Genomic DNA, 16,264 nt, shown 5'->3' on the forward strand with positions numbered 1-16,264 from the left:
GTGTCCGATGGTGACGTTCGCGCAGGCGCAGGAGCGCGCCGAAGAGTGGATCAACGGCGATGTGCCCGGCTATCAGCACCGTGAGGTGCGGGTGCGGGAGTTCGAGCTGGGGTTCGTGGTGTGGGCCGAGGACCGCGAGGGCGGTCCGGTGTCCGACGGCGGGCGGCAGCGGCTCGTCATCGCGCGCGACAGCGGGGACGCCTCGTTGTGGCCGGGTCTGCCGGTGGGTGAGGTGATCCGGCGGTACGAGGAGGAGTACGGGCTGCCGGAGGCTTCGCCGGAGCCGGCGGACGCGCCGCCGGAGCGGGTGGACCTGAATCAGACGTCGTTCTTGTTGAGCCCTCCGGAGTGGCTCCAGGAGGCGGCGGACAAGCTGGGTATTCCGGATCGGCGGGGGGATGCGTCTTCGGCCGGCGGGTCTGGCGCGTCTTCTGGTGCCGTCCCCGGTACGGGGTCGGGGGCGTCCGTGCCTGGGCCGGCCGCCCCGGCGCCGGTGGCCGCCGACGCGGGCAGTGGTGCGACGCCGTGGCCCGCCTCGCCCGCGGCGCCTTCCGGGGCTACCCCGTGGGCCGGTACGGACACGAACGCGGACGAGGAGGAGGACCGCTCGGTCGCGCCTCCGGCGACGGTGTTCGCGCCGCCGCTGGCGGACGAGGGCGACGTGCCTGCGCCCACCGCCGCGCCGGAGGCCAAGACGGCGCTGATGTCGGGCGGCAGCAGGCTTCCGCGTACGGCGGTGGCCCCGGCGGTCGACGGGCCGGCTCCCGCCGCTCCGGGTACCCCGCCGCCGGGTGTTCCCGACGCGTACGGCTATCCGCAGGGTGCCGGTGCGCAGCAGACGCCGCCCGGCGCCCCGCCGAACTACGGCTACCCGCAGGGGCCTGGCACTCCGCCCCCGCCCAACGTGCCGCAGGCGCCCGGGAGTTCACAGGGCGGTGTGCCGCAGACTCCGCCGCCCACGTACGGCTACCCGCAGGGTCCGGGCCGGCAGCAGACGCCGCCGCCGGGTGTTCCCGACGCGTACGGCTATCCGCAGGGTGCCGGTGCGCAGCAGACTCCGCCGCCGGGTGGGCAGGGCGCGCCCGGGCGGCCGCTCGCGCCCGGGGCCGGTGACATCGCCGACGCCGCGACCAGCAAGGCGCAGGGTCCGCCCCGCGGTGCGCGCGGTGGCGGCGCGACGACTCCGCCGCCGCCCGGTGCCCCGGGCGCTCCCGGTGCGCGTCCCTCGGGGCCCGGCGCTCCGGGTACCCCGGCGGGCGGCTACGTTCCGACGCAGCTCGTGTCTCAGCTCGGCCCCGACGGGCCCGAGGCGCCGCCCGCCCCGGGTGGTACGCCGCCCGGCGGTGTGCACCATGCCGCGACGATGCTGGCCGACCCGAGCTTGGGTGGCCCCGGTGCTCCCAAGCCGCCCGGTGCCCCTGGAACTCCCGGCGCGCCGCAGCCTCCTGGTCCGCCCGGCGTCCCCGGCGCGCCGCAGCCTCCTGGTCCGCCCGGCGTCCCCGGCGCGCCGCAGCCTCCCGGCCCGCCCGGGGGGACGCCGCCCGGTGGTGTGCACCATGCCGCGACGATGCTGGCCCAGCCGGGACCGGCCGGTCCCGGCACGCCGCCCCCGCCGGCGGCACCCGGTGCGCCTGGTGCTCCCGGTGGTGGTGTCCATCACGCCGCGACGATGCTGGCCGGTCCCGGTCAGGTCGGTCCCGGCATGCCTCCTCCCGCGCCGCCGCAGGCGCCGGGCGGTATGCCGATGCCGCCGCCGATGCCCGGGCAGCAGGTTCCGGGGGGTCCGCCCCCGGCCTCGTACGGGTATCCGCAGCCCACGGGTCAGCCGACCGTCGGGCCCGGCTATCAGGCAGTGCTGCGCTACCGCGCGCCCGACGGCTCCGAGCAGCAGCTCATCCGCCGCTCGGCGCCCGGTACGCCGCACCCGGAGTGGCAGATCTTCCATGAGCTGCGCGGCATGAACATCCCGCCGGACCAGGTCCTGGAGCTGCACACGGAGCTGGAGTCCTGCGAGCTGCCGGGTGCGTACTGCGCCCGCATGATCCGTGAGCAGTGGCCGCAGGCCAGGATCACGTCCATCGCCCCGTACGGCAGGGACCACGCGTCGCGCCAGCAGGGTATGCAGCAACTGATCGCGCACCAGGGTGAGCTGCACCAGGTGGCGGACGGTCCGGCGCGGCTCGCGCCGGTGCGTGCGCCGCTGCCGCCCGCGCAGCCGATGCCGCCGGTTCCGCCGGAGGCGATCGGGCATGAGCTGGCCGCGGCGTTCGGTCCCGGGGTGTTCCGGTTCGACCAGCGGGCCGTGTCCCGTCAGGGCGTGCCGGACATCGTGGCGCACACCCTCGTCGTGGCGGGGCTGCCCGCCGACTTCGGGCCGTTCTTCTGGGCGCAGGCCCAGCCGGGCCGCCCGGTGCCGACGCTTGCCGAGCTGGCGCAGGAGCGGGGGGCGCAGCCCGCGTCGGACGCGGGTTCGTACCTCGTGATGGGCAGTGACTTCGGGCGGGCGATCTGTGTCCAGTACGGCACGGCGAACATCGTGGCCGTGCCGGTGGAGGCGGGTCCCGGCGGTGCGCCGGTGCCGCCGCAGTTCGTGAACACGGGCCTGCCCGAGTTCGCGCGCAGCCTCGCGGTGCTCGGCCGGATGTGGCCGCTGCGGTTCGGGCTCAACCAGGAGCAGGCGGGCCGCTGGACCGTCGACTTCCAGGCGCAGCTGGCCGCTGTCGACCCGGCGGCGCTCGCGTCGCCGGAGGGCTGGTGGTCGGTGCTGCTCGAGCAGATGTGGGACGGCCTGCTGTAACCCGCGTACAGAGGTACTGGAGAGGCGCGCGACCGTATCGGTCGCGCGCCTCTCCTCTTTCGGGCGGAGTGTGACCTGCCTCGCCCTCAAGGCTCTCGATTCCGACTTTCGGCAGTATTTGGCGCATCCTTGTCGAGTGGGTTGGGCGGAGTGTCTTGATTTGAGCGCTTCAGCCCGGCCGGGTGCCGGGTAGGAGAGCCGAAGAGGCGAAGAGGGGAATCAAGGATGAGCAGCGGTGCGTCGGTGTCGCCCCATGGCTTCGTCACGGGACGGGGCCGCGGCTACCGTCCCGGGCAGGTGGACGCGCTGGCCGCCGAGCTGTCCCAGGGCCGCGACGACGCCCGTGAGCGCGTCGCCCGGCTGACCGCCGAGGTCGAGGAGCTGGAGGCCGAGGCGCAGCGGCTGCGGCTGGCCGTGACGCAGCTCGCCCCGCAGACGTACGAGTCCCTCGGCGACCGCGCCCGCGAGATCCTCGCCCTCGCCGAGGAGGAGGCGGACGGGGTACGGGCGGCTGCCGCCGACGACGTCCGGCGGATCACGCAGGACGCGGAGGCCCACGCGCGGGAGACGCGTGAGGCGGCCTGCGCCGCGGCCGACGCCGTACTGGCCGAGGCCGGGCAGTGGGCCGACGAGCGGCTGGGCGCCGGCCGGGCCACGGCCGACGGGGTCCGCGTCGCCGCACGTGACGAGGCGAAGGAACGGCGCGAGGAAGCGCTCGCCGCGCTGGACGACGTGCGGGAGCTGACCGCGGCGACCCTCGCCGCGCAGGAGAAGGACCACGCCGAGCGGAGGGACGAGGCCGAGCGGGAGATCGCCGGGCAGGAGGCGGCGGCGGACGCGCGCGAGGCGGAGCGCCTGGAACTGGCCGACGGGCGGCTGTCCGAGGCGCGGCGGGCGTTCGCCGAGACGGAGGAGTCGGCCCGGCACGGCGAGGAGGACGCCGAGGCCCGCGCCGCGGAGCTCCTCGCGGAGGCGACCCTGCACGAGGAGGGCGCGGGCCGCGAGACGGAGCGGGTGCTGCGCGCGCACGGCGAGAAGTGGGACGAGGTCCGCGCCCACATGGAACACGTCCGCACCACTCTGGCCACGCTCACGGGCCGCAACCCCGCCGGCGGGGCGTCGTAGCCGGGCGCGTGGACCGTGGCGGGCCTACCCGTCCTCCCCCTTCGGGACCTGCCGCGTCGCGCCCGCCAGGATCCACGCCTCCACCGCCTCGTACTGGCGGCGTTGGCCGTCGGCCGTTCGGCGGCCGGAGGCCAGCGTGCCGAGCCAGCCGAAGAGGAAGCCCAGCGGGATCGAGACGATGCCCGTCGTGGTGAAGGGGAACCAGTTGAAGTCCTGGCCGGGGAACGCCGAGGTGGGCGAGCCCGACACCAGGTTGGTGCCCGTCATCAGGACGAGGCAGGACGCCGTGCCGCCGAGCAGCGTCCACAGCAGGCCCGTACTCGTGTAGCGGCGCCAGAACAGGCTGTAGACGAGCGCGGGCGCGAGCGCCGAGGCGCCCAGGCAGAACGACAGCGTGACCAGCGGCTGGAGGTTGTAGTGCTGGACGAACGTGGCCAGGAGGATCGCGGGCACGCCGACGGACAGCGCCGAGACGCGGGCCAGCGTCATCTCCTTGCGGGCGGTGAGCGGCGCCTTGCGGTGCGCGAAGACGTCGTGCGCGAGGGAGTTGGCACAGGCCAGGATCATTCCGGCGACCGAGGCGAGCAGCGTGAGGAAGAGCGCCGTGGTGACCGTGGTGAACACCAGCGTCTCCGCCGTGGAGGCATCCGCGCCGAACGCGGCCCGCGCCCCGAGCAGATACGCGGTGTTGCCCTGCGGGTCGGCCGCCGCGACGGCGGCCCGGCCGAGGAACGCCGTCGCGCCGAACCCGACGATGGTGATGATCAGGACGAAGAGGCCGACCGCCGACACCGCCCAGGACATCGAGCGGCGCACCTCACGCGCGCTGCGCGCCGTGTACATGCGCATCGTGACGTGGGGCAGGCACGCGCCGCCCAGGACGACGGTCAGCTCCGAACTGATCATGTCCAGGCGGGGGTTGGCCGTGCCGGCGAACTGGAGGCCCGAGTGCAGGAAGGCGTTGCCCACGCCGCTGGCCTGCGCGGCCTGTGAGGCGAGGGCGCCGGGGTTCCAGTCGAAGCGGTACAGGATCAGGAGGGCGACGGTCAGACCCGATCCGAGCAGCATCACGGTCTTCATGATCTGGATGAGGGCGGTGCCCTTCATGCCGCCGATCGCCGCGTAGCTGATCATCAGGGCGCCGAGCGCGATGACGCAGCCCGTCTTGAACCCCTCGCTGGTGAAGCCGAGGACGAACGCCAGCAGGTCACCGGCGCCCGCCAGTTGGACGAGCATCAGCGGGAGCAGTGCCGCGAGGGTGGCGGCGCAGGCGGTGATGCGTACGGCGCGTCCTGGCAGGCGGCGGGCGATCACGTCGCCCATGGTGAACCTGCCCGCGTTGCGCAGGGGTTCGGCCAGCAGGAACATCAGGAGCATCAGGGACAGGGACGTGCTCAGGGCGAGGACGATCCCGTCGTAACCGGTGAGCGCGATGATGCCGCCGGTGCCGAGGACGGTCCCCGCGGAGATGTAGTCGCCCGCGATGGCGAGGCCGTTGCGCATCGGGGTGAGGGAGCCGAAGCCGGTGTAGAACTCGTCGAGGTTGTCGCGGTCGGGGCCGGTCATGACGCACAGGAGCAGCGTGATGGTGGCGACCGCGGTGAAGGCGACCAGGGACATGCCCTGGGCCGAGCTGCTGAAGTCCGTCATCGGAAGTTTCCCCCGGCCGTTCCGGGAGCCGGACGCTGGTCCAACTCGGCTTGTCTGCGCAGCCGGTGGGCGAGTGGGTCGACTCGGCGGCGGGCGGTGTACTCGTAGAGCCAGAGCGCGAGCGCGGTCACCGGGAGCTGGCACAGGCCGAGGAAGAGGCCGGTGGAGAAGCCGCCGGGGAGCGTGCTCGTCATCAGGGAGGGCGCGAACGCCGACAGGACGAGGAAGAGGGTGAAGTAGCCGAGGGCGGTGAGCGTGGCGACGCGCCGTTGCCAGCGGTAGGCGCTGCGCAGCAGTCGCAGGTCGCTGTGGTGGCCGAGCGCGGGGTGGCGCGGGAGCCGGTGCGTGGGCGCGGGTGGTGGGGGAGGGGGTGCCCAGGGATAGGTGAGGGCGGGGTCGGGCTGCTGTTGCGGGTGCGGCGGTTGTTGCGGGTGCGGCTGCTGTTGCGAGTACGGCTGCTGTGGCTGCTGGTACCCGTGCCGGTTCTGGTTTCCGTACTGGCTCCGGCCCGTGGGGAAGGGGGCCTGCCATGGCTCGTTCTGGGGGTCGGAATATGAGCGGTGCGGTGTGTCGGACATCCCGGTTCTCCTTGCGCGGCTTGGGTCCGCCGGGGATTGCGGACGCAGGGAGCGAGGGGGGAGCCGGAACGTTACTCGTAGGTAGGCGCTTTCCGCGACGGTTCTCGCGAACTGTTCAGTCGGTTCGTTGTGAGGAGGGTGAGTGATGCTGATGCGCATCTTGTGAGCCGGCTGAGTTGCCGGCGGCCCCTGATGTCGCCTCACCCGGCCGCTCGCCGCCCCCCTCGCCGTCCTGGTCGAGCACCGGGAAACGTCGCGGCGCGAGGCACAGCAGGGCGATCAGCGCGAGCGCGGCCGCGCACGCGGCGCCCACGTAGACCGAGTCGACGGCCGCCGCCACGGCCCGCCGCAGCCGGTCCGGGTCGGCCACGGAGGCGGGGTCCTGCAGGGCCTTGGCCACCGAGTCGAGGGACCCCGCGCCGCCCAGGCGCCCGGCGAGCACGGTGTTGGCGACGGCGCCGAACAGCGCGGCGCCGACCGTCTGGCCTATCTGCCGGCAGAACAGGACGGACGCGGTCGTCGTGCCGCGCTCGGCCCACCCGACGGTCGACTGGACCCCGACGATCAGGGGTAGTTGGAAGAGTCCGAGCGCCGCGCCGAGCAGCAGCATGACCAGCGCGGGCTGCCAGGCGGCCCCGGGATAGGGCAGCATCGGGAACGCGAGCAGGATGAGGAGCGCGGCCGCGATGCCGACGACGGCCGTGTTGCGGAAGCCGATCCTGCGGTACACGTGCTGGCTGAGGGCCGCGGAGACGGGCCAGCTCAGCGTCATCACGGAGAGCACGAACCCGGCGGCCATGGGCGCGAGTCCGAGGACGGCCTGCGCGTACGTGGGCACGAACACGGTCGGCGCGACCATCAGGAGGCCCAGCGCGCCGAGCGCGAGGTTGACGGCGGCGATGGTGCGCCGGCGCCAGACCCAGCCGGGGATGATCGGTTCGACGGCCCGCCGCTCGATGGCGACGACGGCGCCGATCAGCGCGACTCCCGTACCGAACATGGCGATCGACGGAGCCGAGAGCCAGTCCCAGGCGACGCCGCCCTGCACGAGCGCGGTCAGGAGCACCCCGCCGCACGCGAACACGGTGAGCGCGCCGGCCCAGTCGATGCGGGCGCGCGGCCCCTTCTCCCGTACCGGTTCGTGGAGATGGCGCACGACGAGCCAGAGGGCGATCGCGCCGACGGGCACGTTGATCAGGAAGATCCAGCGCCAGCCCGCGTACGAGGCGAGCAGTCCGCCGAGTGCGGGGCCCGCGACGGACGAGGTCGCCCACACCGTCGACAGCCTGGCCTGGATGCGCGGGCGTTCCTTGAGCGGGTAGAGGTCGGCGGCGAGGGTCTGGATGGTGCCCTGGATGGCGCCGCCGCCCAGGCCCTGGACGACGCGGAAGGCGATGAGCGCGCCCATGTTCCAGGAGCCCGCGCACAGGACCGATCCGACGAGGAAGAGGACGCTGCCGCCGATGAGGACGGGCTTGCGGCCGAAGGTGTCGGACAGTTTCCCGTAGACCGGCAGCGTGACGGTGACGGCGAGCAGGTAGCCGGAGAAGAGCCAGGAGAAGACGGAGAAGCCGCCGAGGTCGCCGACGATCTGCGGGACCGCCGTGGAGACGATGGTGGAGTCGAGTGCCGCCAGTGCCATGGAGAGCATCAGCGCGGCGACGACCGCGCCCCGGCGCCGGTCCTTCCCCTTGCCCGCCTGCGTTGTCGCGCCGCCCACCGGATTCCTTCCCCCTGCATCTATCTCGCCCCCGACACCTTCTCACCTGACCCTGCGGGGGCGGGAGGGCGCAGCGCGACTGCGCAGGAAGGTGGAGCGAACCCTGAGAGGTGCTCCACCGTTGGGTGGACTCCCCCTAGGGGGACCTCCGTACTGCGGACAGGGGACGGTTCGTACCCCCGGAGGACGAGAGGGGTGGGGGGTTCTTCCTACCTTCAAGGGGTGGGGTTTTCCCCCGGGAAAGAGGGTGACCTACACCAGCGCGCCGGGGTACCTCCCGCCACCAGACTGAAGCACGTCGCAGAGACCTCACCGCCCTCCGGGCTCAGACCTGAAGTGCGTTGCACACACCCGATATTCCGCATGACCGACATAGGAGACTTACCGTGACAACGGCTGTGACCATTCCCAGGACCGGGGGCACTGGAGGGCAAACGGCCGTCGCCGCGCGGGCGCGTCAGGTCGTCAAGGCCTACGGCTCGGGCGAGACCCGGGTCGTCGCGCTCGACCACGTCGATGTGGACATCGCCCGCGGCCAGTTCACCGCGATCATGGGCCCCTCGGGGTCCGGCAAGTCCACGCTCATGCACTGCCTCGCCGGGCTCGACAACGTCACGTCGGGGCAGATCTACCTGGACGAGACCGAGATCACCGGCCTCAAGGACAAGAAGCTCACGCAGCTGCGCCGGGACCGGATCGGCTTCATCTTCCAGGCGTTCAACCTGCTGCCGACGCTGAACGCGCTCGAGAACATCACGCTTCCCATGGACATCGCGGGCCGCAAGGCGGACAACCAGTGGCTGGACCGCGTCGTGCGGACCGTGGGCCTGGCCGAGCGCCTGAAGCACCGGCCCGCCGAGCTCTCCGGCGGACAGCAGCAGCGCGTCGCCGTGGCCCGCGCACTCGCCGCCCGGCCGGAGATCATCTTCGGTGACGAGCCGACCGGAAACCTGGACTCCCGCGCCGGCGCCGAAGTGCTCGGCTTCCTGCGGCAGTCCGTCGACGAGCTCGGCCAGACCATCGTGATGGTCACCCACGACCCGGTCGCCGCCTCGTACGCGGACCGGGTGCTGTACCTCGCGGACGGCCGCATCGTCGACGAGATGCTCCGCCCCACCGCGGACGCCGTCCTCGACCGCATGAAGGACTTCGACGCGCGGGGGCGCACGTCATGAGCGCGAACACCGTGATGAAGACCTCCCTGCGCAACTTCTTCGCGCACAAGGGACGCATGGCCCTCTCGGCCGTCGCGGTCCTGCTGTCGGTGGCGTTCGTGTGCGGCACGCTCGTCTTCACCGACACGATGGACACGACGTTCGACAAGCTGTTCGCTGCGACGTCGTCCGACGTGACCGTCAGCCCGAAGGCCGCCAAGAGCGAGGGCAGCGACACCGGGCGCCCCGAGTCGCTGCCGGCCTCCGCCCTCACGCAGGTCGAGCGGGCCGACGGCGTCAAGTCGGCCGAGGGCGCGGTCAGTTCGATGAACGTGACCGTCGTGAACGCGGACAACAAGAACATGGGCTCCGAGAACGGCGCCCCCACGATCGCGGGCAACTGGACGCGCAACGACCTGCGTTCCATGGACATCACCTCAGGCCACGCCCCGCGCGGGCCCACCGAGGTCATGGTCGACTCCGACACGGCGAAGAAGCACCACCTGAAGATGGGCGACGAGCTGCGCACCATCGCGGCCACCGGTGACTTCAGGGCGAAGATCGTCGGCATCGCCTCCTTCAAGGTGACCAACCCCGGTGCCGCCGTCGTCTACTTCGACACGGCCACCGCCCAGCGCGAACTCATCGGCCGGAGCGGCCGGTTCACCCAGATCAACGTCGCCGCCGCCACCGGCGTCAGCGACAGCGTCCTCAAGAAGAACGTCGCGGCGTCCCTCGACGGCCCGTACAAGTTCCAGACGCAGAAGGAAGCCGCGGACGCCAACCGCAAGGACGTCGGCGAGTTCATGGACGTCATCAAGTACGCCATGCTCGGCTTCGCCGGGATCGCCTTCCTCGTCGGTATCTTCCTGATCATCAACACGTTCTCCATGCTGGTCGCCCAGCGGACCCGCGAGATCGGCCTGATGCGCGCCATCGGGTCGAGCCGCAAGCAGGTCAACCGCTCGGTCCTCGTCGAGGCGCTGCTGCTCGGCGTCTTCGGGTCGGTCATCGGCGTCGGCGCGGGCGTCGGACTCGCCGTCGGCCTGATGAAGATGATGTCCGCGGCGGGCATGGACCTGTCCACCGACGACCTGACCGTCCGGTGGACGACCCCCGTGGTCGGGCTGCTCCTCGGCACCGTCGTCACCGTCTTCGCCGCCTACGTTCCGGCCCGCCGCGCGGGCAAGGTCTCGCCGATGGCGGCCCTCAGGGACGCCGGCACCCCCGCCGACGTCAAGGCCGGCCTGGTCCGCGCCCTGATCGGTCTCGTCCTCACGGGCGGTGGCGGCTTCGCGCTCTACACCGCCACGCAGGCCGCCGAGGCGAGCGAGGGCTCCCTGTGGCTCGGCGTCGGCATCGTCGCCACGCTCATCGGGTTCGTCGTCGTCGGACCGCTGCTCGCGGGCGGTGTGGTGCGCGTCATCAGCGCCGTACTCCTGCGGATGTTCGGCTCCGTCGGCCGCATGGCCGAGCGCAACGCGCTGCGCAACCCGCGCCGCACAGGCGCCACCGGCGCGGCCCTGATGATCGGCCTCGCGCTCGTCGCCTGCCTGTCCGTCGTCGGCTCCTCGATGGTCGCCTCGGCCACCAGCGAGCTCGACAGGTCCGTCGGCGCCGACTTCATCATCGAGGGACAGAACGGGCTGAAGCCGCAGGCCGCCGAGGCCCTGAAAAAGGCCCCGTACGTCTCCCATGTCACGGAGGTCAAGTTCGTCAAGACGAAGCTGACCACGCCGGACGGTGCGAAGGAGGACGAGTCGCTCGTCGCCGCGACGCCCACCTACGCCCAGGACCTGCGGCGCGAGACGACCGCCGGTGAGCTGTCGGCGGCGTACGGGAAGAACGCGATGTCGGTCGGCTCGGAGTTCGCCGAGAAGAACCACCTCAAGGTCGGCGACACCATGAACGTCGCGTTCGAGCGCGGCCGTACCGCCGACCTGAAGATCGCGGCGATCACGTCGGACGACACCACGTTCGACAAGGGCGCGATGTACATCAACCTCACGACCGCCGAGCGGTACCTGCCCGCCGACCGGCTGCCGCTCAACGGGATGATGTTCGCCAAGGCGGACGCCGGCAAGGCCGACCAGGCCTACAAGGCACTGAAGTCGTCGGTCGCGTCCGACCCGACGGTCCACGTCAAGGACCAGACCGACTACAAGCAGACCCTGAAGGACCAGATCGGCCAGCTCCTCAACATGATCTACGGCCTGCTGGCCCTCGCGATCATCGTGGCGGTCCTGGGCGTCGTGAACACGCTGGCCCTGTCCGTGGTGGAGCGCACCCGTGAGATCGGCCTGATGCGGGCCATCGGCCTCTCGCGCCGGCAGCTGCGCCGCATGATCCGCCTGGAGTCGGTGGTCATCGCCCTCTTCGGCGCCCTCCTCGGCCTCGGGCTGGGCATGGGCTGGGGCGCGACCGCCCAGAAGCTCCTCGCCCTGGAGGGCCTGGACGTCCTGGAGATCCCCTGGCCGACGATCATCGGCGTCTTCATCGGCTCGGCCTTCGTGGGCCTGTTCGCCGCCCTGATCCCGGCGTTCCGGGCGGGCCGGATGAACGTACTGAACGCGATCGCCACGGAGTAGCTGCGCGGGGCGATGCGAACGGGGGAACGAGGCCGGCGGCCCCGGAGTGTCCTTCCCGGACACTCCGGGGCCGCCGTGCGCCCTGGGGACCATGGATGTGATCCGCGAATGATCCGCACGCGGGTGTCGGCGGCGCGTCGTAGTCTGGGAGACCCCCGGCCCGTTCGACGTGTCGGGCGGTTCGCGTTGCCCACTCCCCGGGATGGAAGCCCTTCATGAGCCTGCACGGTCTGCTGGACGCCGTAGTACGAGACCCGGCGCTCGCCGAAGCGGTGAAGGCCGCCACCGACGGGCACCGCCCCCACGTCGACCTCGTCGGCCCGCCCGCCGCGCGGCCCTTCGCGGTGGCCGCTCTCGCGCGGCGGACCGGGCGGACCGTGCTGGCCGTGACCGCCACCGGACGGGAGGCCGAGGATCTGGCCGCCGCGCTGCGCTCGCTGCTGCCGCCGGACGGCATCGTCGAATACCCCTCGTGGGAGACGCTCCCGCACGAGCGGCTCTCCCCGCGCTCCGACACCGTGGGCCGCCGCCTCGCCGTCCTGCGCCGTCTCGCGCACCCCCGCACCGACGACCCCGAGACCGGACCGGTCTCCGTCGTCGTCGCCCCCGTCAGGTCCGTGCTCCAGCCGCAGGTCAAGGGGCTCGGCGACCTGGAGCCCGTGGCGCTGAGCACCGGACAGAGCGCCGATCTGAACGAGATCGTCGAGTCGCTGGCGGCAGCCGCCTACTCCCGGGTCGAACTCGTCGAGAAGCGGGGCGAGTTCGCCGTGCGCGGCGGCATCCTCGACGTCTTCCCGCCGACCGAGGAACACCCCCTGCGCATCGAGTTCTGGGGCGACGACGTCGAGGAGATCCGCTACTTCAAGGTCGCCGACCAGCGCTCCCTGGAGGTCGCCGAGCATGGCCTGTGGGCGCCGCCCTGCCGTGAGCTGCTGCTCACCGACCAGGTGCGCGAGCGCGCCGCCGCCCTCGCCGAGGAACACCCCGAGCTGGGTGAACTCCTCGGCAAGATCGCCGAGGGCATCGCGGTCGAGGGCATGGAGTCCCTCGCCCCGGTCCTCGTCGACGACATGGAGCTGTTGGTCGACGTGCTGCCCGAGGGCTCCATGGCCGTGGTGTGCGACCCGGAGCGGGTGCGCACGCGCGCGGCCGACCTGGTGGCCACGTCGCAGGAGTTCCTCCAGGCGTCGTGGGCGGCCACGGCAGGCGGCGGCGAGGCCCCCATCGACGTGGACGCGGCGTCCCTGCGGTCCATCGCCGACGTCCGCGACCGGGCCCGCGAGCTGGACATGATGTGGTGGTCGGTGTCCCCGTTCGCGGCCGACGAGGAGCTGGGCTCGGACACCCTGAAGCTCGGCATGCACGCCCCGGAGACGTACCGCGGCGACACCGCGCGGGCGCTCGCCGACACCAAGGGCTGGCTGTCCGACGGCTGGCGCACCGTCTACGTCACCGAGGCCCACGGCCCCGCCGCCCGCACCGTCGAGGTGCTCGGCGGCGAAGGAGTCCCGGCCCGCCTCGACCAGGACCTCACCGAGCTCACCCCGGCGGTCGTGCAGGTCTCCTGCGGCTCCATCGACTACGGCTTCGTGGACCCGGCCCTGAAGCTGGCGGTCCTCACCGAGACCGACCTGACCGGCCAGAAGGCGGCGGGCAAGGACGGCCAGCGCATGCCGGCCCGCCGCCGCAAGACGATCGACCCGCTCACCCTCGAGTCCGGCGACTACATCGTCCACGAGCAGCACGGCGTGGGCCGCTACATCGAGATGGTGCAGCGCACGGTCCAGGGCGCGACCCGCGAGTACCTCGTCGTCGAGTACGCGCCCGCCAAGCGCGGCCAGCCCGGCGACCGCCTCTACATCCCCACCGACCAGCTGGAGCAGATCACCAAGTACGTCGGCGGTGAGGCCCCGACGCTGCACCGGCTGGGCGGCGCGGACTGGACGAAGACGAAGGCCCGCGCGAAGAAGGCGGTCAAGGAGATCGCCGCGGACCTGATCAAGCTGTACTCGGCGCGCATGGCGGCGCCCGGCCACTCCTTCGGCCCGGACACGCCCTGGCAGCGCGAGCTGGAGGACGCCTTCCCGTACGTGGAGACGCCCGACCAGCTCACGACCATCGCCGAGGTCAAGGAGGACATGGAGAAGACGGTCCCGATGGACCGCCTGATCTGCGGCGACGTCGGCTACGGCAAAACAGAGATCGCTGTTCGCGCGGCCTTCAAGGCCGTCCAGGACGGCAAGCAGGTCGCGGTCCTCGTGCCCACGACCCTCCTCGTCCAGCAGCACTTCGGCACGTTCTCCGAGCGCTACTCCCAGTTCCCCGTGAACGTACGGGCACTGTCGCGCTTCCAGACCGAGACCGAGTCGAAGGCCACCCTGGAGGGCCTGCGCGACGGGGCGGTCGACATCGTCATCGGTACGCACCGCCTGTTCTCCTCCGAGACGAAGTTCAAGGACCTCGGCCTCGTCATCGTCGACGAGGAGCAGCGCTTCGGCGTCGAGCACAAGGAGCAGCTGAAGAAGCTCCGCGCGAACGTCGACGTCCTCACGATGTCCGCGACCCCCATCCCCCGTACGCTCGAAATGGCCGTCACCGGCATCCGCGAGATGTCGACGATCACCACGCCGCCCGAGGAGCGCCACCCGGTGCTCACCTTCGTGGGCCCGTACGAGGAGAAGCAGATCGGCGCGGCCGTCCGCCGTGAACTGCTGCGCGAGGGCCAGGTCTTCTACATCCACAACCGCGTCGAGTCCATCGACCGCGCGGCGGCCCGCCTGCGCGACATCATCCCCGAGGCGCGCATCGCGACGGCCCACGGCCAGATGTCCGAACAGGCCCTGGAACAGGTGGTCGTGGACTTCTGGGAGAAGAAGTTCGACGTCCTCGTCTCGACGACGATCGTCGAGTCGGGCATCGACATCTCCAATGCGAACACGTTGATCGTCGAGCGCGGCGACAACTTCGGCCTCAGCCAGCTCCACCAGCTGCGCGGCCGCGTCGGCCGAGGCCGCGAGCGCGGATACGCGTACTTCCTGTACCCGCCGGAGAAGCCGCTGACCGAGACCGCGCACGAGCGTCTCGCCACCATCGCCCAGCACACGGAGATGGGCGCGGGCATGTACGTGGCGATGAAGGACCTGGAGATCCGCGGAGCGGGCAACCTGCTCGGCGGTGAGCAGTCGGGCCACATCGCGGGCGTCGGCTTCGACCTCTACATCCGCATGGTCGGCGAGGCGGTGGCCGACTACCGGGCCGCCGTCGAGGGCGGCGTCGAGGAGGAGCCGCCCCTGGAGGTCAAGATCGAGCTCCCGGTCGACGCGCACGTCCCGCACGACTACGCGCCGGGTGAGCGGCTCAGGCTGCAGGCCTACCGCGCCATCGCCTCCGTGAACACGGAAGCGGACGTCAAGGCGGTCCGTGAGGAGCTCACCGACCGCTACGGCAAGCTGCCCGAGCCGGTCGAGAACCTGCTGCTCGTCGCCGGTCTGCGCATGTTCGCGCGGGCGTGCGGCGTCGGCGAGATCGTCCTCCAGGGCAACAACATCCGCTTCGCCCCCGTGGAGCTGAGGGAGTCGCAGGAGCTGCGCCTCAAGCGCCTCTACCCGGGAACGGTCATCAAGGCGGCGGCGCACCAGGTACTCGTCCCGCGCCCGAAGACCGCGAAGGTGGGCGGCAAGCCGCTGGTCGGACGCGAACTCCTGGGCTGGGTGGGGGAGTTCCTGACGTCGATCCTCGGTTCGTAGAGTCTCGCGGGACGGGCCCGAGAAGGTGCGTTCGGAAATGCGTGACCGGGACGGGCCCGGGAAGGCGTGACCGGGAGGGGCGACGGGAAGGCGGCTGCCTGAGCGCGCCCCGGTGCGCCCGGGTGACGGGCGCGCTCACCCGATACGGTGACACCGAAGCCGGACTAGCAGGGGGGAGCGTCGTGATGCGAGGCGCTGGGCGGGCCGTCGCCGCCGTACTGGTGACCGTGGCCGCCGCCACCGGATGCACCGTGGAGCAGCAGGGCGAGTCGGGGTCCGGGCCCGAGTACAAGGCGGGCGGTGCGCTCGACGCCGTGAACTCGCTGGCCGTCAAGGGGCGGGCGCCCAAGACCGGTTACGACCGGGGCCGCTTCGGCAGCGCCTGGGCCGACACCGATTCGAACGGCTGCGACACCCGGGACGACATACTCAAGCGGGACCTGACGGGGGTGAAGTTCCGCGACGGGCGCTGCACGGTCGTGTCGGGGACGCTCGCGTCCGACCCGTACACCGGCAAGGAGATCGCGTTCGCGCGCGGCCGCAGTCAGGTCGACATCGACCATCTGGTGGCCCTCTCCGACGCCTGGCAGAAGGGCGCCCAGAAGTGGGACCCGAGCAAGCGCATCGCCCTGGCCAACGACCCGCTCAACCTCCTCGCGGTCGACGCGGGCCCCAATCGCAGCAAGGGCGAGGGCGATACGGCGACCTGGCTGCCGCCCCGCAAGGGGTACCGGTGCACGTATGTCGCCGGGCAGGTCGCCGTGAAGAAGAAGTACGGGCTGTGGGTGACGGCCGGTGAGCGGGACGCCATGAAGCGGGTGCTGTCGACCTGCCCGGACCAGGCGCTGCCCACGGGCGGCAACCCGACGTCGGCGCCGGATCGCTTCCACGCGCGCTGAGCCTTCG

General features: G+C 72.0%; 9 protein-coding genes. 6 read left to right on the forward strand and 3 right to left on the reverse strand.

What is annotated here, in order from left to right; genetic code table 11:
- Positions 1–7 precede the first annotated feature (7 nt).
- Both OG758_RS28775 and OG758_RS28780 read left to right on the forward strand, forming a co-directional pair.
- A complete protein-coding gene (locus OG758_RS28775; protein ID WP_326712605.1) occupies positions 8–2,797 on the forward strand; it encodes an SUKH-4 family immunity protein in 2,790 nt (929 codons plus the stop codon).
- 225 nt (positions 2,798–3,022) lie between these two features.
- Entirely contained in the window at positions 3,023–3,922 is a 900-nt protein-coding gene (locus OG758_RS28780) for a cellulose-binding protein (protein WP_326712606.1), read from the forward strand.
- A gap of 24 nt (positions 3,923–3,946) precedes the next feature.
- Here the strand turns inward: OG758_RS28780 and OG758_RS28785 are convergent, their stop codons facing one another.
- From OG758_RS28785 to OG758_RS28795, 3 genes are all read right to left on the reverse strand, one after another.
- Positions 3,947–5,572, reverse strand: coding sequence for a sodium/solute symporter (locus OG758_RS28785; protein ID WP_326712607.1), 1,626 nt, complete (start codon positions 5,570–5,572; stop codon positions 3,947–3,949).
- Positions 5,569–6,150 carry a DUF485 domain-containing protein gene (locus OG758_RS28790; RefSeq protein ID WP_326712608.1) on the reverse strand — a complete coding sequence of 194 codons (582 nt, stop codon included), beginning with the start codon at positions 6,148–6,150 and terminating at the stop codon, positions 5,569–5,571. The genes OG758_RS28785 and OG758_RS28790 overlap by 4 nt, the downstream gene beginning before the upstream one ends.
- Before the next feature lie 115 nt (positions 6,151–6,265).
- Positions 6,266–7,870: an MFS transporter gene (locus tag OG758_RS28795; RefSeq protein WP_326712609.1), complete on the reverse strand. Its 1,605-nt coding sequence runs from the start codon at positions 7,868–7,870 to the stop codon at positions 6,266–6,268.
- A 386-nt stretch (positions 7,871–8,256) separates the two neighbouring features.
- Between OG758_RS28795 and OG758_RS28800 the strand changes: the two genes are divergently transcribed.
- The 4 genes from OG758_RS28800 to OG758_RS28815 all read left to right on the forward strand — a co-directional run bounded on the left by OG758_RS28800 (position 8,257) and on the right by OG758_RS28815 (position 16,257).
- Positions 8,257–9,045 carry an ABC transporter ATP-binding protein gene (locus OG758_RS28800; protein WP_326712610.1) on the forward strand — a complete coding sequence of 263 codons (789 nt, stop codon included), beginning with the start codon at positions 8,257–8,259 and terminating at the stop codon, positions 9,043–9,045.
- Positions 9,042–11,612, forward strand: coding sequence for an ABC transporter permease (locus tag OG758_RS28805; RefSeq protein WP_326712611.1), 2,571 nt, complete (start codon positions 9,042–9,044; stop codon positions 11,610–11,612). The genes OG758_RS28800 and OG758_RS28805 overlap by 4 nt, the downstream gene beginning before the upstream one ends.
- A gap of 215 nt (positions 11,613–11,827) precedes the next feature.
- The gene (gene mfd, locus OG758_RS28810; RefSeq protein WP_326712612.1) at positions 11,828–15,358 is read left to right on the forward strand and encodes a transcription-repair coupling factor; all 3,531 of its coding nucleotides are present in this window, start codon (positions 11,828–11,830) and stop codon (positions 15,356–15,358) included.
- A gap of 185 nt (positions 15,359–15,543) precedes the next feature.
- Positions 15,544–16,257 carry an HNH endonuclease family protein gene (locus tag OG758_RS28815; protein WP_326712613.1) on the forward strand — a complete coding sequence of 238 codons (714 nt, stop codon included), beginning with the start codon at positions 15,544–15,546 and terminating at the stop codon, positions 16,255–16,257.
- The last annotated feature ends 7 nt before the right edge of the window (positions 16,258–16,264 follow it).

Source organism: Streptomyces sp. NBC_01474, from assembly GCF_035918215.1.
Classification (GTDB): Bacteria; Actinomycetota; Actinomycetes; order Streptomycetales; family Streptomycetaceae; genus Streptomyces; species Streptomyces aureus.